Origin of the sequence: Phytoactinopolyspora halotolerans (genome assembly GCF_010550675.1) — a bacterium.
GTDB classification, from domain to species: domain Bacteria; phylum Actinomycetota; class Actinomycetes; order Jiangellales; family Jiangellaceae; genus Phytoactinopolyspora; species Phytoactinopolyspora halotolerans.
Genome location: NZ_JAAGOA010000002.1, coordinates 145,604 through 167,965, shown reverse-complemented (window position 1 = coordinate 167,965; position 22,362 = coordinate 145,604). Strand labels below are relative to the sequence as shown.

Annotated in this window: 22 protein-coding genes; 13 read left to right on the top strand and 9 right to left on the bottom strand. The window is 69.0% G+C overall.

Going from position 1 to position 22,362, the window contains the following annotated elements; all coding sequences use genetic code 11:
• Positions 1-76 precede the first annotated feature (76 nt).
• The 3 genes from G1H10_RS03090 (at position 77) to G1H10_RS03080 (ending at position 2,924) form a co-directional block, all read left to right on the top strand.
• Entirely contained in the window at positions 77-808 is a 732-nt protein-coding gene (locus G1H10_RS03090) for a LytR/AlgR family response regulator transcription factor (protein WP_163732538.1), read from the top strand.
• Positions 805-1,167, top strand: a complete 363-nt coding sequence (locus G1H10_RS03085; protein ID WP_163732535.1) for a DUF485 domain-containing protein — start codon at positions 805-807, stop codon at positions 1,165-1,167. The genes G1H10_RS03090 and G1H10_RS03085 overlap by 4 nt, the downstream gene beginning before the upstream one ends.
• 65 nt (positions 1,168-1,232) lie before the next feature.
• Entirely contained in the window at positions 1,233-2,924 is a 1,692-nt protein-coding gene (locus G1H10_RS03080) for a sodium/solute symporter (protein WP_163733289.1), read from the top strand.
• An 80-nt stretch (positions 2,925-3,004) separates the two neighbouring features.
• Here G1H10_RS03080 and G1H10_RS03075 read toward each other — a convergent pair whose 3' ends face one another.
• Positions 3,005-4,210 carry a sensor histidine kinase gene (locus G1H10_RS03075; RefSeq protein WP_163732532.1) on the bottom strand — a complete coding sequence of 402 codons (1,206 nt, stop codon included), beginning with the start codon at positions 4,208-4,210 and terminating at the stop codon, positions 3,005-3,007.
• Positions 4,211-4,335: 125 nt separating this feature from the next.
• Positions 4,336-6,300 carry an acetate--CoA ligase gene (acs, locus tag G1H10_RS03070; protein WP_163732529.1) on the bottom strand — a complete coding sequence of 655 codons (1,965 nt, stop codon included), beginning with the start codon at positions 6,298-6,300 and terminating at the stop codon, positions 4,336-4,338.
• Between the two features lie 285 nt (positions 6,301-6,585).
• Here acs and G1H10_RS03065 point away from each other — a divergent pair, with 285 nt between their 5' ends.
• A complete protein-coding gene (locus G1H10_RS03065; protein WP_163732526.1) occupies positions 6,586-7,614 on the top strand; it encodes a hypothetical protein in 1,029 nt (342 codons plus the stop codon).
• 182 nt (positions 7,615-7,796) lie between these two features.
• Here the strand turns inward: G1H10_RS03065 and G1H10_RS03060 are convergent, their stop codons facing one another.
• Entirely contained in the window at positions 7,797-8,747 is a 951-nt protein-coding gene (locus G1H10_RS03060) for a LysR family transcriptional regulator (RefSeq protein ID WP_163732523.1), read from the bottom strand.
• A gap of 128 nt (positions 8,748-8,875) precedes the next feature.
• On the opposite strand from G1H10_RS03060, the gene G1H10_RS03055 reads away from it, so the two are divergent.
• Entirely contained in the window at positions 8,876-9,736 is an 861-nt protein-coding gene (locus G1H10_RS03055) for an aldo/keto reductase (RefSeq protein WP_163732521.1), read from the top strand.
• 147 nt (positions 9,737-9,883) lie between these two features.
• On the opposite strand, the gene G1H10_RS03050 is transcribed toward G1H10_RS03055, so the two are convergent.
• The 4 genes from G1H10_RS03050 to G1H10_RS03035 all read right to left on the bottom strand — a co-directional run bounded on the left by G1H10_RS03050 (position 9,884) and on the right by G1H10_RS03035 (position 12,796).
• Entirely contained in the window at positions 9,884-10,624 is a 741-nt protein-coding gene (locus G1H10_RS03050) for a Fic family protein (protein ID WP_163732518.1), read from the bottom strand.
• Between the two features lie 29 nt (positions 10,625-10,653).
• Complete coding sequence (locus tag G1H10_RS03045; RefSeq protein WP_163732515.1) at positions 10,654-11,103, bottom strand: DUF1707 SHOCT-like domain-containing protein; 450 nt, start codon at positions 11,101-11,103, stop codon at positions 10,654-10,656.
• A 15-nt stretch (positions 11,104-11,118) separates the two neighbouring features.
• Complete coding sequence (locus tag G1H10_RS03040) at positions 11,119-11,697, bottom strand: PadR family transcriptional regulator (protein ID WP_216852847.1); 579 nt, start codon at positions 11,695-11,697, stop codon at positions 11,119-11,121.
• Positions 11,698-11,974: 277 nt separating this feature from the next.
• Positions 11,975-12,796: an HAD family hydrolase gene (locus G1H10_RS03035; RefSeq protein WP_163732509.1), complete on the bottom strand. Its 822-nt coding sequence runs from the start codon at positions 12,794-12,796 to the stop codon at positions 11,975-11,977.
• A gap of 460 nt (positions 12,797-13,256) precedes the next feature.
• Between G1H10_RS03035 and ssd the strand changes: the two genes are divergently transcribed.
• The 7 genes from ssd (at position 13,257) to G1H10_RS03000 (ending at position 18,386) form a co-directional block, all read left to right on the top strand.
• Positions 13,257-14,381 carry a septum site-determining protein Ssd gene (gene ssd / locus G1H10_RS03030; RefSeq protein ID WP_163732506.1) on the top strand — a complete coding sequence of 375 codons (1,125 nt, stop codon included), beginning with the start codon at positions 13,257-13,259 and terminating at the stop codon, positions 14,379-14,381.
• The gene (locus G1H10_RS03025) at positions 14,378-15,568 is read left to right on the top strand and encodes a TadA family conjugal transfer-associated ATPase (protein WP_163732503.1); all 1,191 of its coding nucleotides are present in this window, start codon (positions 14,378-14,380) and stop codon (positions 15,566-15,568) included. The genes ssd and G1H10_RS03025 overlap by 4 nt, the downstream gene beginning before the upstream one ends.
• The gene (locus G1H10_RS03020) at positions 15,565-16,404 is read left to right on the top strand and encodes a type II secretion system F family protein (protein ID WP_163732500.1); all 840 of its coding nucleotides are present in this window, start codon (positions 15,565-15,567) and stop codon (positions 16,402-16,404) included. Before G1H10_RS03025 ends, G1H10_RS03020 begins: the two co-directional genes overlap by 4 nt.
• Complete coding sequence (locus G1H10_RS03015; protein WP_163732497.1) at positions 16,392-17,213, top strand: type II secretion system F family protein; 822 nt, start codon at positions 16,392-16,394, stop codon at positions 17,211-17,213. The genes G1H10_RS03020 and G1H10_RS03015 overlap by 13 nt, the downstream gene beginning before the upstream one ends.
• Before the next feature lie 191 nt (positions 17,214-17,404).
• Complete coding sequence (locus tag G1H10_RS03010; protein ID WP_163732494.1) at positions 17,405-17,590, top strand: DUF4244 domain-containing protein; 186 nt, start codon at positions 17,405-17,407, stop codon at positions 17,588-17,590.
• An 80-nt stretch (positions 17,591-17,670) separates the two neighbouring features.
• Positions 17,671-18,000, top strand: coding sequence for a TadE family type IV pilus minor pilin (locus tag G1H10_RS03005; RefSeq protein WP_163732490.1), 330 nt, complete (start codon positions 17,671-17,673; stop codon positions 17,998-18,000).
• Positions 17,997-18,386 (top strand): Rv3654c family TadE-like protein, encoded by a 390-nt coding sequence (locus tag G1H10_RS03000; protein ID WP_163732487.1) that lies wholly within the window; start codon positions 17,997-17,999, stop codon positions 18,384-18,386. The genes G1H10_RS03005 and G1H10_RS03000 overlap by 4 nt, the downstream gene beginning before the upstream one ends.
• A gap of 5 nt (positions 18,387-18,391) precedes the next feature.
• Here G1H10_RS03000 and G1H10_RS02995 read toward each other — a convergent pair whose 3' ends face one another.
• Both G1H10_RS02995 and G1H10_RS02990 read right to left on the bottom strand, forming a co-directional pair.
• Positions 18,392-19,261, bottom strand: a complete 870-nt coding sequence (locus G1H10_RS02995; RefSeq protein ID WP_163732485.1) for an EamA family transporter — start codon at positions 19,259-19,261, stop codon at positions 18,392-18,394.
• The gene (locus tag G1H10_RS02990) at positions 19,258-21,555 is read right to left on the bottom strand and encodes a DNA 3'-5' helicase SftH (RefSeq protein ID WP_246219130.1); all 2,298 of its coding nucleotides are present in this window, start codon (positions 21,553-21,555) and stop codon (positions 19,258-19,260) included. The genes G1H10_RS02995 and G1H10_RS02990 overlap by 4 nt, the downstream gene beginning before the upstream one ends.
• A 257-nt stretch (positions 21,556-21,812) precedes the next feature.
• Between G1H10_RS02990 and G1H10_RS02985 the strand changes: the two genes are divergently transcribed.
• Complete coding sequence (locus tag G1H10_RS02985) at positions 21,813-22,163, top strand: STAS domain-containing protein (protein ID WP_163732479.1); 351 nt, start codon at positions 21,813-21,815, stop codon at positions 22,161-22,163.
• Positions 22,164-22,362 lie beyond the last annotated feature (199 nt).

Below are 22,362 nucleotides of genomic sequence, written 5' to 3'. Positions count from 1 at the left end.
CGCCGCGCGACGAGCGGTCGCCCCGCTGCGCCGAGCGGACCTGACAACAGCGTGTTCGAGGGCTACCCTCACCGGCATGCTCAGCGTTCTGGCGGTCGACGACGAACCCCCGGCGCTGGCCGAGCTCGCCTACCTGCTCGGCCAGGATCAGCGGGTCGGCCGGGTGCTGACCGCATCCGACGCCGCCGGTGCGCTGCGCACCCTGGAACGGGAGCAGATCGACACCGTCTTCCTCGACATCCGGATGCCCGGGCTGTCCGGACTGGACCTGGCCCGGGTGCTCGCCCAGTTCCGCACGCCGCCCGCCGTCGTCTTCGTCACCGCCTACGACGACCACGCCGTCGACGCCTTCGACCTGCACGCCGTCGACTATGTGATGAAGCCCATGCGGCCGGAGCGGCTGGCGGAGGCGGTGCGCCGGGCGGCCGACACCGTCGAAGGCCGGCATTCCGCCTCGCACGATCCGGACGACGAGACCATCCCGGTCGAGTTGGGCGGCGTCACCCGGTTCGTCCGACGCAGCGACGTCGGTTACGTGACGGCGCACGGCGACTACGCTCGGCTGCACACCAGGAACGGCAGCCATCTGCTGCGCATCCCGCTGTCCACGCTGGAGGAGCGGTGGGCGGAGGCCGGCTTCGTCCGCATCCACCGCAGTCACCTGGTGGCGTTGTCGCACGTCAGCGAGATTCGGATGGACGCCGGCCGGTACACCGTCGTCGTCGGAGACACCGTGCTGCCGGTCAGCCGGCGGCACACGCGGGACTTCCGCGACCTGCTCGTGCGTGAAGCAGGCGATCGGCGATGAACGAACGGGTCACCGTGACGGGTCCGCGGCGGCGACGGCCGCGCGTCCGGCGGCAAGCCGTCACGGCGGAGATCGACGCACAGACCCGCCTCGGTGAGATCTATATGCGTGCGCTGCTGCGAGCCCAACTACGGCTCGGGCTGACCGTGGCCGGTGTCGTCTTCGTGATGGTGGCCATGGTGCCGCTGGTGTTCGCCATCGCGCCGGGGCTGAAGAGCGTCGATCTGATGGGCATACCGCTGCCCTGGGTGTTGCTCGGCGGTGCCGTCTATCCGGTGCTGATCGTGGCCGCCTGGTTCTATCTCCGGCACGCCGAACGGATCGAGCGCGACTTCGCCGAGATGGTGAACCGGAGGTGACCGGCAGCCCCACCGCCGGGATCGCCGCGGTCGTCTTCACCGCCGTCGTCACGGTGCTGATCGGCATGTACGGGGTGCGAGCGGTACGTACCACCAGCGACTTTTACGTTGCGTCGCGGTCGGTGACGCCGTGGTGGAATGCGTCGGCCATCGGCGGCGAGTATCTCTCCGCGGCATCCTTCCTCGGGATCGCCGGGTTGGTGCTCGCGTACGGCACGGACATGCTCTGGTTTCCGGTCGGCTACACGGCCGGCTATCTCATGCTGCTGGTGCTGGTCGCTGCGCCGCTGCGCAGGTCCGGAGCGTACACCCTGCCCGACTTCGCCGAGGCACGCCTCGAGTCGACGGCGGTACGGCTCACCTCCAGCGTCTTGGTGGTGGCGATCGGATGGTTGTACCTGCTGCCGCAGTTCCAGGCGGCCGGGCTGACGCTGCGCACCGTCACCGGCGCGCCGGCCTGGGTGGGACCGGCCGCGGTCGCCGTGGTGGTCCTGGTCAGCGTCCTCGGCGGGGGCATGCGCAGCATCACGTTCGTGCAGGCGTTCCAGTACTGGCTCAAGCTCACCGCGCTGGCCGTTCCGGTGATCTTCGCGCTGCTGGTGTGGCAGTCCGAGGGCCGTCCCGAGCTGGCGCCGCCGGACGAGCCGACCTTCGCCGAGCGGACCACCGTCGAGATCGGCACCGACGTCACCATCGAGGTCCCTGACCCGGTCACCGTGCGGGCGGACGGGACGGTCGACGGCGAACCGATCGACCGGGATCTGACCCTCACCGCCGGGGAGCATCACGTCGAGGCAGGCTCGGTGCTGACGTTCCCGGCCGACGCTCGCATCCCGCATGCCGCACACCTGACCCCGATGAGCGGCGAACACTGGGCGCTGCCGCTGCGTTCGGGGGGCGACCACCCGCTGTACTCCACCTACTCGCTGATCCTGGCGCTGTTCTTCGGCACCATGGGGCTACCGCACGTGCTGGTGCGGTTCTACACCAACCCGGACGGCCGCGCGGCACGCCGGACGACCCTGGCCGTTCTCAGCCTGCTCAGCATCTTCTACCTGCTGCCACCGTTGTACGGAGCACTCGGCCGCCTGTACACGCCTGAGCTGTTGCTCACCGGGCGGACAGATGCCGTGGTGCTGATCCTGCCCGGCCGGTTGGTCGACGGCGTCGCCGGCGAGGCGTTGACCGCGCTGGTGGCCGCCGGGGCGTTCGCCGCGTTCCTGTCGACATCGTCGGGTTTGACCGTCTCCGTCGCCGGGGTGCTGTCGCAGGACCTGCTGGGCCGCCGGGCGCGGAACCCGGTCGCCGGATTCCGGCTCGGGGCCATCCTCGCGCTGATGATCCCGGTGGCGCTGGCGCTGTCCGGCCCCACACTCGCCATCGCCGACGTGGTGGGGCTGGCGTTCGCGGTGGCGGCGTCGTCGTTCTGCCCGTTGCTGGTACTGGGGATCTGGTGGCGGCGGCTGACCTGGCCGGGCGCCGTCGCCGGGTTGATCGTCGGCGGCGGGGCGGCGACCGCTGCCGTCGCCACCATCATCGTGATCGGGCCGCAGGACGGCTGGCTCGGTGCGCTGCTGGCGCAGCCGGCGGCCTGGTCGATGCCGATGACGTTCACCGTGATGATCATGGTCTCCCTGTTGACGCAACGGCACGTCGCACCGGGCGTCGACCGCACCATGGTCCGCCTGCACACCCCCGAGAACCTCGACCTCGACCGCGGTTCCTGGGACCCCGAAGCCCGCTGGCACCGCCCCTAAATGATCATGTGAAGTGGGTTTTCTCCAGCACTACCATGTCTGCAGACCTGGTACGGCACGAGAAAACCCACTTCACATGATCATTTAGGCGTGGGGGGTGCCGCGTGGACGCCGGGGCGGTACTTGGGGACGCGCATGCGGGCGCGAGTGCCGGCGCCGATGTTGGTCTCGATCACCAGCCCGTAGTCGTCGCCGAACACCGCGCGGAGCCGCTCGTCCACGTTGCCGATACCGACGCCGACGCGCTCACCGTCGGCGTCCCCGGCCAAGATCCTGTGGACCAGCTCCGGGTCCATCCCCACGCCGTCGTCGTCGATGCTGATCAGTGCCTCATTGCCGGCGTCTTCGGCGGTGATCGTGATGTGCCCGGCGCCGGAGCGGCCCTCCAGCCCGTGCCGGACGGCGTTCTCCACCAGCGGCTGCAGACACAGGAACGGCACCGCCACGGGCAACACCTCCGGCGCCACCCGGAGCGTGACGGAGAGCCGATCCCCGAATCGGGCCCGCTCCAGCATCAGGTAACGCTCGACGGAGCGTAGCTCCTCCGCCAGCGTGGTGAAGTCACCGTGCCGACGGAACGAGTAGCGGGTGAAATCGGCGAACTCGAGCAGCAGTTCCCGTGCGTGCTCCGGATCGGAACGCACGTATGACGCGATCGCCCCCAGCGCGTTGTAGACAAAATGCGGTGAGATCTGCGCTCGCAACGCCCGGATCTCCGCCTCGGCAAGCTTCGCCCGTTCCCGGTCGAACTCGGCCAGCTCGAGCTGGCCCGAGACGAACCTAGCCACTTCCTCTACAGCGCGAACCAGCCCCGCAGACGGACGCGTGGTGGTGTACGCCACGAGTGCTCCGACCACCCGGTTGTCCGTGGTCAGCGCCGTCGCCACCGCATGCCGCACGAGGCAGTCGACGCGCTCGCATTCGACGGTATCCGGGCCGAGCACCTCCGTCTTGCCCGAGTCGAGCGCCGTGACGGCATGCCGGTCCACGTCGGCAGCGTGCGTCCCACCGGCGCCGTCCCAGGCCAAGACGCCTTCCCCGTCGGTGAGTGCGAGTGCCGGCGTGGCGAGCAGGTCCCGCAGATGTTTCACCGCACGTTCGGCTCCGGCGCCCAAGCCTGCCCGCAGCTCGGGCGAAGCGAGACTCGTGGTGTGCAGAACTCGGTACGTGGTCTGGTCCTCCGTAGTGCCGAGCACCAGACGTGACCGCACCATCCGCACCAGCAACACGGCCGCCAGCGTGACCAGCACCGTGATCACGGCGATGACGACGACCGACGAACTCATGGCTGGACTTTACGCCGCGCACCGCACGCGCGTCGCGAGCGTGCGGCGGCACGCGACGGAAAAGCGACGGGAGCGGCCACCGTCCACCGGTGTGGAACGGCGGCCACCCGCCACGACACAAGCGGTCAGTCGTCGTCGGAGGAACTCGACGAAAGACCTTGGCTGATCAGGTTCATCACGGTTGGGTCCGCCAGCGTCTGCACGTCGCCGAGTTCCCGGTTCTCCGCCACGTCGCGCAGCAGGCGGCGCATGATCTTGCCGGACCGGGTCTTCGGCAGCTCGGCCACGACGAGAATCTGGCGCGGCTTGGCGATCGGGCCGATCTCCTTGGCGACGTGATCGCGCAGCTCCTTCACCACGTCGGCTCCGCCGTCGCCTGCCGCCGCACGCAGAATGACGAACGCGACGATCCCCTGTCCGGTGGTCGGGTCGGACGCACCCACAACGGCGGCCTCGGCCACCTTCTCGTGCGACACCAGGGCCGATTCGACCTCGGTGGTGGAGATGCGGTGCCCCGAGACGTTCATGACGTCGTCCACCCGGCCGAGCAGCCAGATGTCACCGTCCTCGTCCTTCTTCGCTCCGTCACCGGCGAAGTAACGGTTCTCGAACCTCGACCAATAGGTGTCGATGAATCGCTGGTCGTCGCCCCAGATGGTACGGAGCATCGACGGCCACGGCTCAGTCAACACCAGGTATCCGCCGTGCCCGTCCGGCACCACGTTGCCGCCGTCGTCGACCACGTCAGCGACGATCCCCGGCAGCGCCACCTGCGCCGATCCCGGCTTCGCCGACGTCACGCCGGGCAGCGGACTGATCATGATGGCGCCGGTCTCGGTCTGCCACCAGGTGTCCACCACGGGCGTCCGGTCACCGCCGATGACGCGCCGGTACCAGATCCACGCCTCCGGGTTGATCGGCTCGCCGACGCTTCCCAGCACCCGGAGCGACGACAGGTCCCGGCGTCCGGGGATCTCTTCGCCCTGCTTCATGAAGGTACGGATCGCCGTCGGCGCCGTGTACAGGATCGTCACGCCGTACTTCTCGACGACGTCCCACCACCGGCCGGGCTCCGGGTAGTCGGGCGTGCCCTCGTAGATCACCTGGGTGGCACCGTTGGCCAGCGGCCCGTACACGATATAGCTGTGACCTGTCACCCAGCCGACGTCAGCCGTGCACCAGTAGACATCGGTCTCCGGCTTGAGGTCGAAGACGTTGCGGTGGGTGTACGCGGTCTGTAGCAGGTATCCGCCGGAGGTGTGCTTGATTCCCTTGGGCTTACCGGTGGTGCCGGACGTATAGAGGATGTAGAGGGTGTCCTCGGAGTCATGCGGCTCCGGCGTGTGATGGGCGGGCTGCGCGCCGACGATGTCGTGCCACCACACGTCGCGCGTGTCGTCCCAATCGACGTCCTGCTCGGTCCGCCGGACCACCAGGACCTTGTCCACCGATGGACACTTCGCCACGGCTTCGTCCACGGCCGGCTTGAGCGACGACGGCTTGCCCCGCCGGTAGCCGCCGTCAGCCGTGATGACCAGCTTGGCTTCCGCGTCGTTGATCCGGCTGCGCAGGGCCTCCGCGGAGAATCCACCGAAGACCACCGAGTGGATGGCACCGATCCGTGCGCATGCCAGCATCGCGACGACGGTCTCCGGGATCATCGGCAGGTAGATGGCCACCCTGTCGCCGTGACCCACACCGAGCGCGGTGAGCGCGTTGGCCGCCTGGCTGACCTCGCGCTGCAGGTCGGCATAGGTCAGCGTGCGCGAATCGCCCGGCTCACCCTCCCAGTGGATGGCGACCCGATCACCGTTCCCGGCCTCGACATGCCGATCGACACAATTGTAGGCCACGTTGAGCCGCCCACCGACGAACCACTTGGCGAATGGCGGGTTGCTCCAATCGAGTACCTGATCCCACTCCCTTTCCCAGGACAGCAGCTCACGCGCCTGCCGGTCCCAGAAAGCGAGCCGGTCGGCACGAGCCTCGTCATAGAGTGCGGCGGTGGCGTTGGCCTGGGCTGCGAACTCGGGGGATGGCGGAAAGCGGCGGTCTTCGTGTAGCAGATTGGAGAGCGCGTCGCTGGTCACCTTGTCTGCTCCTCACGTCTCTTGCTCGGCTGGTCCCGTGGTTTCCTACCTCACCACGTGCCTTTCCTCCACGGCAATACCGCCCAGCGCACAGGCGCACGACGAGCGGTACGGATCCACCGAGTGTTGCTGTTCCCTCTGATCGTCTCAGACTCCGCCGACACCGCGTGACCCGGCTCACGTCTGCGCACGTCATCTCTCCCGTTCCGCCCTCGCCGACGCCTGACCCGGACGACGGTGTCCGCAGGGCTACCCAGAACGGCCTCCGAGGTGGACACTGAGAAGATGGGGGGCCGGAAGCGAGCCCACGACGCCGCCGCCCCCGGCAATGACGTATCCGGCAGCGGCGACGACGGCCTGCCTCGCTTACCGGCGCTGCAGCTCGGCATCATCGGCGATCATCCTCCCGATCCACCCCGACCGCACCGGCCGGTGCCCGGCGACGGCTCGTGGCGCCGATGGCTGGTGGTCGGTATGGCCCTCGCCGTCGGTGTCGCCGCCGGCGTGGTGGGGACGAACGCGCGCCACGACGCCACCGAGAGCGCGACCGTGGATCTCATCGGCGGCCAGACGGCGCTCTCCCGACCGGCGATTCCGGGCAGCCCGGCCGAGGGCTGGCAGGGTGAGTTCCTCATCTTCAACCCTGGCGAAACCGCTGTGGAACTCGTCGACGTCAGCGTCCCCGGATGGGGGCGCATCGGACCTACGGAACCCGTCACCGCCGATGCGGAGAGGTGGACGCTGTTCCGCACTACTCTGCTGCCGGACTGTGACGCCGAACTCTCCACCGCGGACACGGATGGGAGCACGTCACTGGCCGCCGAGATCGTGGTCCGCAGCCGCGGTACGGAAAGGACGCTCCCGGTGACGTTCGCGCCCGGCCAGTCGTGGCTCCGTTCAGCCTGGGCGTCCGTATGCCGGCCGGCTGACATCGGACCACCCGAACTCACCGTCGCAACGATCCAGATGCTCTCTCGGCGCGACGGCATCACCTCCGTCCGTGCCCGGCTGCGTTTGGCCACGACCGGCGGTCAGGGAACAGCGGCGATCAGCGGAATGTGGTCACACGTACCCGGATTCCGATTCGCCGTGACAGGACTGCCGGCGACGGTCGATGAGTCGGACGTCACCGAGATCGAGTTGGAGTGGGAAGTGGCGAACTGCGCCATCGTCGAGCGGCTGAACGAGGCCAGGTTGAGCTTCCACGTGGCAGACCAGGAAGACCCTACGGCGGCGCGCCTGCAGACCATGCCGGTTCCAGCCGCGATCCTGGTGGCGCTGGGCCGTCTATCTGCACAGATGTGTGGTCTGTAAAGATTTGACCGAGTGGCTTTGCGCGTCGGCGCCGGATGGACTATGAAAGAGGTAGAGGACCAGAAAGGTCCACCGCACGGCAGGTGGGTACCCACGCGGCGATCAGCCCATGTACGGGTAGTCGTCCCGGGCCAGCCGAGGCGACAGACGTGATGCACGCTCTGGTAGCCCACCCGCCCGTGTCAGCGGCGGCGCTCCGGATGGGGCGCCGCTCGCATGTGTCCGGGTGACCACGGATAGGAGTCCTCCGGCGGCTCCGGGAAGTCGAGCTGATCGATCATCTTACGTGCCGCCTGACTTCGACGGTTCTCCGGCGGCAACGCCACGCAGACCGACCAGGTCGCGTCCGTGCCGGCCAGTTCGACGACCGACAGGGTGGAAGCCTTCTGCTTGCGGGTGATGTGCGCCGGGACGACGGCGAGCCCCAACCCGTGATTGACCACGTCGAGCAGGCTGTGCACGTCGTTGACCTCAAGCATCACCCGACGGTCGAGGCCGGCGGCGGAGAACATCCGATCGGTGACCGTGCGGGCACCCCAATCCGGGCCGAAATCGACGAATGTCGCCTCCAGCAGCTCGACCGGTTCGACCTTGGCGAGCTCCGCCCACGGACTATCCGGGTGGCAGACGACCACCATCGGTTCGTCCATGATGTGGATGAGGTCGATGCCGTCGATCGCCCGGCTCTCGGTGGCCACGAACGCGAGATCGAGCTGGGCGCTCCGCACACCGTCCAGCAAGCGGCTGGAGCCGGCCTGGTTGAGCACGATCTCGATCCCCGGATAACTTGCACGGAACTCCGCGAGCAGGGCGGCCACGTCGACAGCCCCCAGACACTGCTCCGCGCCGATGGCGAGTGTGCCCCGGAACAGTCCCTGAACCGACGCCACGGCCTCGCGGGCGGCCGCCACACTGGCCACGGTTCGGTGCGACTCGACCAGTAGCGCTTTGCCGGCATCGGTCAGGCTGACATGACGAGTGTTGCGGTGAAACAGCGACGCTCCGAGCTCGCGCTCCAAGGAACGGATCGAGGCAGAGAGACCGGACTGGCTGATCATCAACCGTTCGGCGGCCCGCGTGAAGTGGCCTTCCTCTGCCACCGCGATGAAATGCTCCAGCTGTCTGATCTCCATCGTCCCAGGATAGGCACGCTCATCGATGAGCCTTCTCAATCGATGCGATTCTTCCTGTTGGACATGTCACCCGGGTAAGGCAAGGCTGGTACCCGTCTCACCTGTTCCTGCTGCGGAGGTTGACACACATGCACTACCGGAGGATCGGAGACGTCGAGGTCAGCGCCATCGGGCTCGGCGCGATGCCGATGTCGATCGAGGGCCGGCCCGACGAATCCCGCTCGCTGGCCGCGATCCATGCCGCCCTCGACGCCGGGATCACACTGATCGACACCGCCGACGCCTACCATGCGCACGCCGATGAGGTCGGCCACAACGAAACGCTCATCGCCAAGGCGCTCGCCGGCTACGGTGGCAACACCGACGACGTCCTGGTGGCCACCAAGGGCGGGCACCTCCGTCCCGGCGACGGCACATGGACCAAGAACGGCGCCCCCGCCTACCTGAAGCAGGCCTGCGAAGCATCGCTGCAGCGACTTGGCGTCGACGCCATCGGCCTCTACCAGTTCCACCGCCCAGATCCGAACGTCGAGTACGCCGATTCCATCGGTGCCCTACGAGAACTGCTCGACGAGGGCACGATCCGGATGGCGGGAATCTCGAATGCCAACCCGGACCAGATCCGTCAGGCCAAGGACATCCTGGGCGCAGGGCTGGTGTCGGTACAGAACCAGTTCTCGCCGGCGTTCCGCAGCAGCGAGCCCGAACTCGACCTCTGCGCGGATCTGGGCCTCGCTTTCTTGCCGTGGAGCCCGCTGGGCGGCATCTCCCGGGCGCCCGAACTGGGTTCGCTGTTCGCCGCCTTCACGCAGGTGGCGGATGCTCATGGCAGCAGCCCGCAGCGAGTCTGCCTGGCATGGATGCTGGCCAAGGGCGAACACGTCATCCCGATTCCCGGCGCCAGCCGACCGGAGAGCATACAGGACTCCGCAACCGCCGCCGACCTGACCCTGTCCAGGGAGGAGTTCGAGCAGTTGGACGCCGCGTAGTCCGAGCCGGCTCATCGCCTCGGCCGCTCCACCCCACCGGTCACGCTCGGCTCATCACTCACTCCGCGGCCCTCGCTCGTCCCTCACGAGACCACTCCGCTCGCTCATCGCCTCGGCCGCTCCACCCCACCGGTCACGCTCGGCTCATCACTCACTCCGCGGCCCTCGCTCGTCCCTCACGAGACCACTCCGCTCGCTCATCGCCTCGGCCGCTCCGTGGGCATAGGCTTCGGCGCAGTGTCGCACCCACGCGCCCACGCCCTCTGGGCCGCCGTCGGCGTACGCGTTCAGCAGTGGCTCGTAGGCGCGGACGAGCGCGAGGTGACCTGCCTCAGGAATGCTGACCGCCTTTGTGTCCACACCGCGGGCGACCAGGACGATCCGTTCGGCGGCCCGAGCCACCAGGCCATCACCTGTCCCGAACGGCCGGATCGAGAGCAGCTCGGCGTGAACGACGGCGGCCACAACGACACCCGGCGCGCCGGTCGGCGCGGTAGCCACCCGGAGTATCTGGTCAAGACGGGAACTGTCCGCACCCGCACGCGGGCGGCCCAGCGCCTCCGCATCATCGACCAAGTCACGAGCCGCCAGCACATGTAACCGGGCAAGCACCTGGCGCGGTGAGCGTTCCCAGAGCCTGGCCAGCTCCGGAACCTCGGCCACCGCTCGAAGTGCACCTTGGACGGAAGGGTCATTCACGTCGTCCGCGTCACCGCCGGCCATCGTCGCCGACGCCCGAGCTCCACGCACAGCAGACTCCGCGGCAATCGACGCCGCAGCGGTGCGCATGGCCGGCTGCCGCAGGAGCGCATCGATCGAGTCTCGGGCATAGGCAGCCGCCGCACCGACGCCGTTGAGCGCGGCGACATCCGCCAGCGGATCGTCCATCCAATGGAGCCTAGACGCTCCGGCCCCGATCACGCGTGGCGGTGCTGGTGCCGATGGCGGTGGTGCCGGTGCCGACGGGTATGGCCGAATCCGCCGCACATGAAGAACCACAGCGCGACGAACAAGAGCCACGGTGCTCCTCGCAGCACCGCGAACAACACCGCGCCGAACAACACGAGCATCAATGGCGCCGCGAGGAACATGGGCGCGCCCTGCATGAACCGCCGCCGGAACGAGTCCGAACCGCCCGGCGTAGCCACGCGTTCGGGGTCTTGACGCACCTCGACCGCGCCATGCGGACCAGGTAGATCGGAGAAGACCTCCCCGACATCCGCTTCATACTTGGCAGCCCACACCGCCTCTAGACGCTCGTCGTACTCCGCCTTGGTCAACCGACCCGACGCGTAGTGCTCGCTCAGCGCCGCCGCGGCCGAGTCACGTTCCGCGTCACCGATGCGCAGCGGTCCCGAGGTGGTCATGGCGCTCACCTCCGTTCACTCCTCGTCGAGATCATCGCCGTCGGCCAAGATGCCGTAGAGCCTGCGCCGCATCTCGATCAGCACCTCGCGAGCCCTGGCCTGTTGATCCGGGCTACCGGTCGCGATGATCTGCCAAAGCGCGGCCGCCGCCTGAGCGATCATCGGTTCGAGGCCCTTGTCGTCGTCCTCGTCGGCGCCGGCGAAGGCCTCCCACGGCGCGGCGATCTCCTCTGCGTGAGCGTCGACGTAGGAGCGTCCCTCATCCGTGAGTTCGAAGGCACGGCGTCCACCCTGTTCGGACGCACGCACGAGGCCCTCATCCTCGAGCTGTTGAAGGGTCGGGTAGATCGAACCCGGGCTGGGTTTCCACGCGCCACGGCTACGCTCGGCGATCTCCTGGATGATCTGGTAGCCGTTCATGGGCTGCTCGGCGAGCACGCTGAGGATGGCGGCTCTGATGTCCCCGCGTCGGGCCTTCGGTGCGCGTCGCGGGCCGGGAGGCCCACCGCGCCACGGCCCACCCCAGGGCCCACCGTGCCCGAACATCGCCCACGGGCCGAAGTTGCCGAATCCTGCGTGCCGCTTGCTTGCCATCGCAGCAAACCATCCCTCTGCCGGACCGCACTTCCCGAACTTGGCGCCGGCCCACGGCATCTGTGTCGAATGTCCTGTACCCGTCATGTCGCCTCCCTCAACAACCGCGAACGGTCGCGATAGGTTTACGATATATCGCGACCGTTCGCAGGGCAAGGGTCAGCCATCCGCGGATGTTCAAGGCCGCCACCCGTGCACGCCGCTCTCGTCGGCTTCGGTATCGACAGGGCACGCCGCCGGTGCGCCCTCGCAGGCACCAGAGGCGGCCGTCCGTGCGTTAGCGGCCGCGCCGGCGCACGGCGTACCAGGCGAGGCCCGCCGCGGCGGCGCCGGCCCCGAGCGCGGCAGCGGCGATGGCCGGCTTGGGGGCTTCCCGCAACGACGACGCACGCTGCCTCAGCGCGACGGGCTTCGAGAAGACCAGGACCGGCCAACCGCGATCCGCTGCTGTCTTGCGCAACGTCCGGTCCGGGTTCACCGCGTAAGGGTGCCCCACCACCTCGAGCATCGGCAGGTCCGTCGCCGAGTCGGAGTAGGCGTAGCTGCGCGTCAGGTCGTACCCTTCGTCGGCGGCGAGCTTCCTGATCGCCTCGGCTTTGTTGTCTCCGTACGCGTAGAACTCGATCTCGCCGTTGTACTTGCCGTCGTCGACCACCATCCGGGTCGCGATGATCTTGTCCGCGCCGAGCATCTCACCGATCGGCTCGACGACCTCCGCGCCACTCGAGGACACGACGACGACGTCCCGGCCGGCCAGGTGATGCTCCTCGATCAGCGTGATGGCCTCGTCGTAAACGATCGGATCGACGATGGTGTGCAGTGCTTCCGCAACGATGTCCTTGACCGACTGGACTTCCCATCCGGTGACCAGGCCGGAGAGGTACTCTCGCATCCGCTCCATCTGGTCGTGGTCGGCACCCCCGACCAGGTAGACGAACTGGGCGTACGCGCTGCGCAGCACCGCGCGGCGGTTGATCAGGCCGCCCTGGTAGAAACTGCGCGAGAACGCCAGCGTGCTCGACTTGGCGATCACCGTCTTGTCCAGGTCGAAGAACGCGGCGGTGCGCCGAGCTGGTTGGTCAGTACCGGTGTCATTCATATGCGTCATCTCTGTTGGCCGATCGGCTGGGTCGTCCCTACCCGAGAATATGAGGTCATCCGAGGATTCACGATCCCCGGATCGCCCCCAGGGTTCGAACCGATTTTGCGAAACATCAAGAATCTGGGCGGTCCTGTGTTTCGACCGATGCCATATGGGGCAGGATGGGGCCGGCGGCACCCCCTCGCCGCCATGACTCGGTCCACCCCCCTGACCGAGTCCGCGCGGTCCCCGTCCTCCCACCCGGCGGGGACCGCGCCCTCTCTCGCCTGCATTTACTCTCCACCACTGGCCGGGCCTCCGGGCACTCCGACGGCGCTCATCCACAGGCAGCACAGCAACACCAGCCGAATGTGCTTAGTTATCCACAAACTCACTCAGCCGGATGCGAACGTAGCCGTGCAGCCGCCATCGTGGGAACGGACGTCTTCCGTTCACGTTCCTTCCGGAGGTAATCGTGTTGCGCTCGCCGACAACCCGTTCGCACACCACCGATGCGTCCCCGTTCTCCCCTCCGCCGCCGCGGCCGCTGATCGTGACCGCTGACGACGCGCTGCTCGATGATCTGCTCCGCATCGCCGCCGCCGCAGGCGCGGACATCGACGTCGCCTCCGATGCCGATTCGGCACGGGCGGCTTGGGCTCCGGTTCCGATGGTCATCGTCGGCGAGGATCAGGCCGCTGGGCTAGCGCATCTCGCCCCACCTCGGCGCCGTGACGTTCACTTGGTGACACGGTCGCGCGACGATCCGGCTGTCTGGCGGCACGCCGTCGACCTGGGAGCGGAGCGGGTCGCCGTCCTGCCGGAGGACGAATCATGGCTTGCCGATCGCATCGCCGACGCCACCGAAGGGGACGGAAGCAGCGCTCTGGTGGTCGGCGTCATCGGCGGACGAGGCGGCGCGGGCTCGTCCGTACTGGCGACGGCGCTCGCCCTCACCGCATGTCGGCGCAGTCTCAGCACGATGCTCGTCGACTTCGATCCACTCGGCGGAGGGCTCGATCTTGCCCTCGGCGCGGAGGAAGCCGTCGGCTTGCGCTGGCCGGACCTGGCCGGCAGCCGTGGGCGGCTGAGCGCACGGGCGCTACGCGGAGAACTCCCCGGCAAACACGGCCTGACCGTGCTGTCCTGGGATCGGGGCGATCTGCTGGCCGTCACGCCCGAATCTGCACAGGCCGTCCTGGGCGCCGCTCAGCGCGCATGCGATCTGGTGGTCCTCGACCTGCCACGCAAGCTTGACCCGGCGGCGGAACAGGCCGCGGCCGTCTGTGCCACGGTTCTGCTGGTCGTGCCCGCGGAACTCCGAGCCGTGGCTGCCGCATCCCGGGTCGCCGCAGCACTCATCCCGCTCGTCAGAGACGTCCGAGTGGTATGCCGAGGCCCAGCGCGCGCGAGGATCGGGGGCCCGGAAGTCGCCGCGGCGCTCGAGCTGCCGCTGGCGGCACACATGGCGGCGGAGCGCCGCCTCACCGACCACCTCGACCGCGGAGACCCTCCCGGGCTGCACGACCGAGGTCCGCTGGCGAGTACGTCCGGCCGGCTGCTGGACGACCTGCTGTTCGAGCACCAGTTGAGCGCGCCATGACGGGCTCGGTACTCACGCGAAGTCCGATAGACGAGGAGCTGCTGGAGCGCGTCCGGAACACGCTCGCGTCCGCCGCACAGGACGTGACCCCAGCGCGGGTCGCGGCTGCGCTGCGGGGTGCCGGCGCCACGCTCGGGGACGCCGCCGTACTCGACATCACCGACGTGCTGCGCGCGGAGATCTCCGGCACCGGACCGCTGGACCCGCTCCTGCGCGAGCCCGGTGTCACTGATGTACTGGTCAACGGGCCCGGACATGTCTGGGTGGACAGAGGCACCGGGCTGGAGCAGACGGCCGTCCGATTCCGGGACGAGCATGCGGTGCGCCGGCTTGCGCAGCGACTGGCCGCCGCGGCCGGGCGACGCCTGGACGACGCCATGCCGTACGCAGACGTGCGGATGCCGGACGGCACCCGCATGCACGCGGTGCTCCCGCCGATCGCCCCGGACGGCCCGCTGATCTCCTTCCGGGTGGCCGCCGGCCGCCGGTTCGGCCTGGCCGAGCTCGTGGAATGCGCAAGCGTCCCGGAGGAGGCCGCGCCATGGCTGACCGCACTCGTGCGGGCGAGACTGGCGTTCCTGGTCAGCGGTGGCGCCGGCTCCGGGAAGACGACCGTGCTCGGCGCGTTGCTCGGACAGGCCGATCCGCGGGAACGCATCGTCTTGATCGAGGACTCCGGTGAGCTCAGGCCCGCACACCCGCACGTCGTCCGGCTGGAGAGCCGTGCGCCGAATGTGGAAGGAGCCGGCCGGGTCGGCCTCGACGAGTTGGTGCGCCAAGCGTTGCGGATGCGGCCGGATCGCGTCGTCGTCGGTGAGGTCCGCGGCGCGGAAGTGGTGGACCTCCTCGCCGCACTCAACACCGGACACGACGGCGGATGCGGAACGCTCCATGCCAACTCGGCCGATGACGTGCCCGCCCGACTCGAGGCACTAGGCGTCGCGGCCGGCATGGCACGTGATGCCGTACATGCGCAGGCCGCGGCGGCGCTGGACCTCATCATCCATCTGGTCCGCGAGGGTTCCGGTCGCCGGCGCCTCTCCGCCGTCGACATGGTGCGCCGGTCGAGCGCCGGGTGGATCGACACCGCTCGCGCGTTCGCGGTCCGTGATGGACGGCTATATCACGGACCCGGGCTGCCCATCCTGGCCGATCGGCTCGAGCAGCGGGGTTGGAGTCCCGCATGACGGCGCTCGCCATGGCCCTGGCAGCGGCCGCAGCAGCCCTGTCGGTCGGCGGCCGGCCGAACCCACTCGTTGCGCGGTTGGGTAGGTCGCCACGCGTCGCTCAGCGCCCAACCCGATTCCCGGCCGTCGGGCGCAGCCGGCCCTACTCGGTACTCGTCCAGAGCATCGCCGGGGCGATCCTCGGCTGTGTAGCTGGGGCCGTGCTGGCTCCACCCGGCGGCGCCGTCGTGGGTGCCCTGGTCGTACCACTGATCGCCGGGTATCGGGCTCGCAGCCGCGTGGGCGAACAGCGACGGTCCCGGGAGTCGGCCGTGGCCGAGGGATGCCTGACCCTCGCTACCGATCTACGCGCCGGACTTCCTGCCGAACGGGCGCTGGCTGCCGCCGCACTGGACTGGCCGGAGCTTTTCGGTCCGGCCGCCGGACGCCTCGCCGTCGGCGGAGACCCAGCCACGGCGCTACGTGCCACCGCGGCACAACCAGGCGCGGCGCCTCTGACGGCCGTGGCGGCGGCATGGGAGGTCTCCGCGCGGACGGGCGCCAGCCTCGCCACGACGCTCACCGCCGTCACTGATGCGTTGCGAGCGGAGGCCGCGGTGCGTCACGAGGCGGAGGCACAGCTAGCCGCAGTGCGTTCGACGGCACGACTGCTGGCCTTGCTGCCGCTCGGTACCTTGTTGCTGTTCTCTTCCGGCGACGCCGCTCCGGTGAACTTCTTGCTCCGCACCTCGACCGGCATGGCATGCCTGCTCGGTGCCGCGAGCTTCGTGGCCGTGGGCCTGTGGTGGGTGGAAAGGACGTCGCGGCTCGCCCTTCGAACACCATGGTCCCGATAACCGCGACCGGCGCTGAGGTCCTCGCCGTAGCCGCGGCCGCGGTAACGGCAGCGGTCTTCACCGGCCGCGGGCCGGCCAAGACCCGTCTGGCCCGGATGACGCGGATGACACGCCCCGGCGCCGGGACCGGTCTGGACTCGGGTCCGCGGCGTGACACCGGCCGCGGAGCGGATACCGCCTCCGACCCGATTGCCGGTCACGGCGCCGCGCTGGGTTCGCCACGTGGTCGTCTGGCCGCGGCACTGCTCGTCGCGCTCGCCTGTGCGCTGACGGCCGGGGGCATGGTCGGCCTACTACTCGGTCCCGGCGCGGGATGGGGTACGTGGCGCGCTCTCGGCCGGCTGGAGCCTGCACATCATCGCCGCGTACGCGAACATGTGCAGGCGCAGCTGCCCCTCGCCGCAGACCTGCTGGCCGCCGTCGTGGCCGCGGGATGCCCGCCCGATCGGGCCGTCGAACACGTCGGCCGCGCGCTCGGCGGCCCCATCGGCAGCATCTTCGTCACGGCCGCCGCCTCCGCACGCGTCGCATCAGATGCCACGCACGGTTGGGCCGTGTTCACCGAACATCCGGTACTCGCGCCACTGGGCCGGGCGTTGGGAGCGGCGGCCTCTCGGGGCACGTCACCGGTACCGGCCCTGGAGCGCAGCGCGCAGGACGCCAGGCACAGCGCACGATGGGCCGCCGAGTCGCGGAGCCGGGCGTTAGGCGCTCGGGCCGCCGCACCACTGGGTCTGTGTTTCCTGCCCGCGTTCGTCCTCGTCGGCATCGTGCCCATCGTCGCCGGTTCCGGTTTCCTGGCAGGTTGACGCTGCCTTCGCATGCTACCCGCCGGACATCGTCACAAGCTTATCCACACGGCATTACGCTAACAGGGTTAGTTATCCACAAACAATGTTGAACGCTTGGATATAGAAGCAAACGAGCCGATCATGGAGTCGGCGACGCAACAGCGGCGCTCCGCAACCGGCCGGCTGCCGGTGTACGGGAGGTAAGCACAATGCGCAATGTCATCGCTCGCATTCGCCGCAAGGGCGAGAACGGTATGACAACGGCCGAATACGCGGTCGGGACCGTCGCGGCCTGTGGCTTCGGTGGTGTCCTCTATCAGATCCTGAAGAGCGACACGGTTCGCGGCATGGTCGAGAAGGTCCTCGAGCAGGCGTTCTCGGTCTTCGGCGGATGACAGGCGGCGTTCGGCGCCGGCGGGCACAGTCCCGCCGGCGCCCGGCGGGAGCGCATCGGGACGGACGCACGGAACACGGCATGGTCACCGCTGAACTCGCGGCGGCGCTGCCCGCGCTGGCGCTGGTCATGATGGCGGCGATCTGGGTGATCGGCTTGACCTCCATCCAGCTGCAGTGCAGCGACGCGGCGCGCGAAGCCGCTCGTGCCGCGGCGCGCGGGGAGAGCATCCAGACCGTGCGGGACATCGCACGCACCGTCGCGCCCCGTCAGGCCGAGGTCGAGATCGAGTGGGGCGACAATATGGTGAAGATCGAGATACGAGCGTCGCTGCGGGCACCCGCCCCGCTCGGTGCCGCGCTCAGTCCCACGGTCAGTGGGCACGCGATCGCCCTGGAGGAACGGCCGTGAGACGCCTGCGCCCGGTTGACCACCCCACGCGGCACAGGCCGCGGCGCACAGAGCGGGGCGCCGGTTCTGTGCTCATCCTGACCGTCATCGGGGCCCTGTTGATGGCCACGACGGTCACCGCGATCATCGCGGGTGGCCAGGCGGCTCGTCGGCAGGCGGCCACCGCGGCCGATCTGGCCGCGATCGCGGGCGCGACACGGGCCGGCCAGGATCCGTCCGCCGCCTGCGCCGCCGCCGCGGCGATCGCTGAGGCCAACGGTGCCGAGCTGAGCAGCTGCACGCTCCACGGCCTCGAAGTCGAGGTGCAGGTCCGTGTACCGGTCCGGGGCGTTGCGTCGTCGTGGTTACCTCCGCAGGCCCGCCGTGCACGCGCGGGCCCGCGCTGAACCGGCTACGCCTCCGGCGCCTGTGAGCCGGTGCGCGTGGCGCCGACGCATGCGGCGACGACACAGCCTATGGCGATCCATTCGCGAGGGTGCAGCACCTCGTGCAGCAGAACCAACCCGACCAGAGCCGCCGCGACCGGCTCGACGCTCATCAGGATGCCGAAGACCTTGGGTGGCATCCGGCGCAGTGCTTCCAGCTCCAGCGTGTATGGAACGACCGAGGAGAGCAGCCCGATCACCACCGCGATCAGCACCAGGTCCGGTTCCAACAGCTGCTCACCACCGGAGCCGATCCCGATCGGAGCCATCACCACCGTGCCGACGACACTGGCCACGGCGAGCCCGGAGGACCCCTCGAAGCGGCGACCGGTCTCTACGCTGAGCAGGATGTACGCGGCCCAGCCGGCAGCGGCGACCAGGGCGAAACCGACACCCGCGGCGTCGAGATCGTCGGTGTCGCCGCGCGTGAGCAACAGCACTCCGAGCGCCGCGAACGCCACCCAGAGCAGGTCGAGCCTGCGACGTGAGAACGCCACCGAGACACCGAGTGGCCCCAAGAACTCGATCGTGACCGCGATACCCAAGGGAATCCGGGCGAACGATTGGTAGATGGCGAAGTTCATCGTCGCCAGCGCAAGCCCGAACCCCACCAGCACCAGCAGATCTGTCCGCGTGGACCTACGCAGCGATCTGGAGAGCAGTCTCCAGCCCAAAGCGGTCACCACCACCGCGGACGTCAGTAGCCGCATGAACACGACCGCACTGGGCGGAAGGCTGTCGAAGATACCCTTGGCAATCCCGGCACCGAGCTGGACCGAGACGATGCCGCCCAGGACCAGGCCCGGCGCCGGCACCGAGCGCAGCAGGTGCGTCATCCGAGCACCACGTCCAGCAGCCGGATCGCGCCCGCCTTGTCGAGCGGCTCGTTCCCGTTGCCACACTTCGGAGATTGCACGCACGACGGACATCCGCGTTCACATGGACACTCGGCGACGGTCCGTCGGGTCATGCGCAGCCATTCGGCGGCCGCGTGATAACCACGCTCCGCGAACCCTGCCCCGCCTGGGTGACCGTCGTGGACGAACACGGTCAGCATGCCCGTCTCGGGATGCCGAACCGTGGACAGTCCGCCCACGTCCCAGCGGTCGCAACTGGCGATCAGGGGCAGCATGCCGATCGACGCGTGTTCCGCCGCGTGTGCGGCACCGGGAGCGTCCGCCTCGGCGACACCCGCGGCCGCGACCGCCTCATCCGGGAGGGTCCACCACACCGCGCGGGTGCGCAGGTGGCGCTCCGGGAGATCGAGCGGCTCGCTGCCGATGATCTCACCGGTGCCCAGCAACCGCTTGGTGTAGCCGACCACCTGGCTGGTGACCTCGACGTCGCCCAATGTCAGCCGCGCGTGCCGCCAGCTGGTCCGATCCGACTCGGCCACGATCCGCAGCGCGCTGATCTCCTGCGCGGACGTGGTGTAGTCCGGCGCGCCGCGCTCCACCAGGGCGATCCCGGCGTCTAGATCCAGCGACTGCACGATGTAGGTCTCGCCCTGATGCACGTAGACCGCGCCGGGGTGGGCACCGAAGTGTGCTCGTACCTCGTCCACCGTCCCCAGCACCCGACCTGTCTCCGGCTCGACCAGCGTGACCAGTCCGCCGGAACCGCGCAGATCCGCAAGGTCGGCCGGCCGGTCACGACTGGTCCAGTGCCAGCGTGGATGCCGTTCTCCCCGGCGGCGCAGCAATCCGTCGGCCTCCAGGGTGGCCAACACCTGCGACGTCGCCGGCCCGAATAGCTCCAGGTCACTGTCCGCCAGCGACCTCTCCGCGGCGGCGGCACAGAGATGCGGTGCCAGTACGTACGGATTGTCGGGATCCAGGACCGTGGCTTCGATCGGCCGGCCGAATACCGCCTCCGGGTGATGGACGACATAGGAGTCGAGCGGGTCGTCACTGGCGATCAGCACCGCAAGGGCGTCCCGCCCGGCACGGCCCGCGCGACCCGCCTGTTGCCACAAGGACGCCAGCGTCCCCGGCCATCCGGCGATCAGCACCGCATCCAGCCCGCTGACGTCGACCCCCAGCTCCAGCGCGGTGGTCGCCGCTACTCCGACCAGCCGCCCCTCCTGCAGCGCGGCCTCCAGCGCCCGTCGCTCGTGCGCGAGGTATCCGGCACGGTAAGAGGCGACACGGTCGGCGAGGGCGGGTTCCACCGTGCGTAACGCCGAGCGGGCAAGCCCGGCTACCGTCTCCGCAGCTCGGCGAGACCGTACGAAGGCCACCGTCCTCGCATCGGCGACGACCAGATCCGCCAATAGGTCCGCGGTCTCGGCGAAGACACTCCGACGGCTGCCCTGTTCACCGTCCTGGTCCGTACCGCCGCCGCCCGGACCGCCGGCGCCGCCCGGTTGGAACGGGGGCTCCCACAGCAGGAAGGACGTGGCGCCGCGTGGCGAGGCGTCCTCGGTCACCGCCTCGGCGGTGGCACCGGTGAGGCGCTCCGCCGTCGCCGCGGGGTCTGCCGTCGTCGCCGAGGCGAGGACGAACGTCGGCGTCGATCCGTAGCCCGCACAGATCCTGCGCAACCGCCGTAGCACCTGGGCGACGTGCGAGCCGAAGACACCGCGGTACTCGTGGCACTCGTCGACGACCACGAACCGCAGCGCACGCAGAAAGCCGGCCCATCGGTGGTGGCCCGGAAGCATCGAACGGTGCAACATATCCGGGTTCGTCAGCAGGTAGGTCGCGTAGTTGCGGGCCATCGTCCGCAGCTCGGTGGGCGTGTCGCCGTCGTATGTCGTAGCCACCACGTCCGGCACGGCGAGCTCGTCGATCGCGCGGAGCTGGTCGGCGGCCAAGGCCTTCGTGGGTGAGATGTACAACGTGGTCCCGCCTCGCCGACGGCCTGCCCGTGCCGCCGTCAACGACGGCAGCAGATACGCGAGTGACTTGCCGGACGCGGTGCCGGTGGCGATCACCACTGATCGACCGTTCCAGGCCAGCGTCGCCGCCTCCGCCTGGTGCCGCCAAGGGGCGGTGATACCACGCGCCTCGTACCGCTCGCGGACCACCGGGTCCACCCATCCGGGCCATTCGGCCGGCGTGCCGGGCCGGGCTGCGATCGACTCGACATGGGTGATTCGCCGGGCGCGCCGCGGGTCGGCGAGCAGCATGTCGATCAGATCGGTGGAACAACGCACGTTCGAGAGTGTCGCATTCCGGTGCTGGCCACGGCACGAGCACATCCCGATGTGATGCGGCAAACGCCGGTGCCGGCACGGGCGACACGTGGTTCAATTGCTATGGAGGCCGGAACAGCTCGACATCAGTGGAACCGGACGGGGGCCTCGGACGTCCAAAGGGTCACGTGAGTGTTTGTACGCATGATCGTGAGGGGGATCACCCGTCGTGATCGATCTGGAGGCTCTTGGTGGACCTGTCGTTGTCGTCTCGTGTTGACAGTGGCCCGCTGGGCGACCGCACCGTAATCGAGGTTGCCGGCGAGATCGATGTCTACACCGCGCCCAAATTGCGGGAGCAGTTGGTCGAAATCGTGGACGCCGGTCAGTACCACATCGTCGTTGACATGCAGCGCGTCGAATTTCTAGACTCAACCGGTTTGGGCGTACTTGTCGGCGGACTGAAGCGAGTTCGCCAATACGAGGGGTCGCTACGGCTGGTGTGCACGCAGGAACGGATCCTGAAGATCTTCCGGATCACCGGCCTGACCAAGGTATTTCCGATTCATGGCTCGGTTGAGGAGGCGTTGCGCGAGGGGTGAGCACACCCCGTCGGCGCCCATGCCCCGCACCGCCCGGGACACCGCGCATGACGCCGCCCCATCGCCCGACAAACCGGGTGTAAACGGTCACACAGATCTTTCTCGCCGTCACCCGATGTGAAAGTTGACGTGGCGGGGATCTAGACTCCCGGACCAGATGGGGCCGGGAGTCGCACCGATGCGCTGCCCGGCCTGTAAT

Coding starts and splice junctions, on each gene's coding strand:
- G1H10_RS03055 (WP_163732521.1), top strand. CDS start 8,876: ATGCACTACCGGAGGATCGGAGACGTCGAGGTCAGCGCCATCGGGCTC.
- G1H10_RS03020 (WP_163732500.1), top strand. CDS start 15,565: ATGACGGCGCTCGCCATGGCCCTGGCAGCGGCCGCAGCAGCCCTGTCG.
- G1H10_RS03005 (WP_163732490.1), top strand. CDS start 17,671: ATGGTCACCGCTGAACTCGCGGCGGCGCTGCCCGCGCTGGCGCTGGTC.
- G1H10_RS03085 (WP_163732535.1), top strand. CDS start 805: ATGAACGAACGGGTCACCGTGACGGGTCCGCGGCGGCGACGGCCGCGC.
- G1H10_RS03015 (WP_163732497.1), top strand. CDS start 16,392: ATGGTCCCGATAACCGCGACCGGCGCTGAGGTCCTCGCCGTAGCCGCG.
- G1H10_RS03035 (WP_163732509.1), bottom strand. CDS start 12,796: ATGAATGACACCGGTACTGACCAACCAGCTCGGCGCACCGCCGCGTTC.
- G1H10_RS03010 (WP_163732494.1), top strand. CDS start 17,405: ATGCGCAATGTCATCGCTCGCATTCGCCGCAAGGGCGAGAACGGTATG.
- G1H10_RS03060 (WP_163732523.1), bottom strand. CDS start 8,747: ATGGAGATCAGACAGCTGGAGCATTTCATCGCGGTGGCAGAGGAAGGC.
- G1H10_RS03040 (WP_216852847.1), bottom strand. CDS start 11,697: ATGGCAAGCAAGCGGCACGCAGGATTCGGCAACTTCGGCCCGTGGGCG.
- G1H10_RS03025 (WP_163732503.1), top strand. CDS start 14,378: ATGACGGGCTCGGTACTCACGCGAAGTCCGATAGACGAGGAGCTGCTG.
- G1H10_RS03050 (WP_163732518.1), bottom strand. CDS start 10,624: ATGGACGATCCGCTGGCGGATGTCGCCGCGCTCAACGGCGTCGGTGCG.
- G1H10_RS03045 (WP_163732515.1), bottom strand. CDS start 11,103: ATGACCACCTCGGGACCGCTGCGCATCGGTGACGCGGAACGTGACTCG.
- G1H10_RS02995 (WP_163732485.1), bottom strand. CDS start 19,261: ATGACGCACCTGCTGCGCTCGGTGCCGGCGCCGGGCCTGGTCCTGGGC.
- G1H10_RS03075 (WP_163732532.1), bottom strand. CDS start 4,210: ATGAGTTCGTCGGTCGTCGTCATCGCCGTGATCACGGTGCTGGTCACG.
- G1H10_RS02990 (WP_246219130.1), bottom strand. CDS start 21,555: ATGCTGCTCGCCGACCCGCGGCGCGCCCGGCGAATCACCCATGTCGAG.
- G1H10_RS03065 (WP_163732526.1), top strand. CDS start 6,586: ATGGGGGGCCGGAAGCGAGCCCACGACGCCGCCGCCCCCGGCAATGAC.
- G1H10_RS03090 (WP_163732538.1), top strand. CDS start 77: ATGCTCAGCGTTCTGGCGGTCGACGACGAACCCCCGGCGCTGGCCGAG.
- G1H10_RS03080 (WP_163733289.1), top strand. CDS start 1,233: ATGTACGGGGTGCGAGCGGTACGTACCACCAGCGACTTTTACGTTGCG.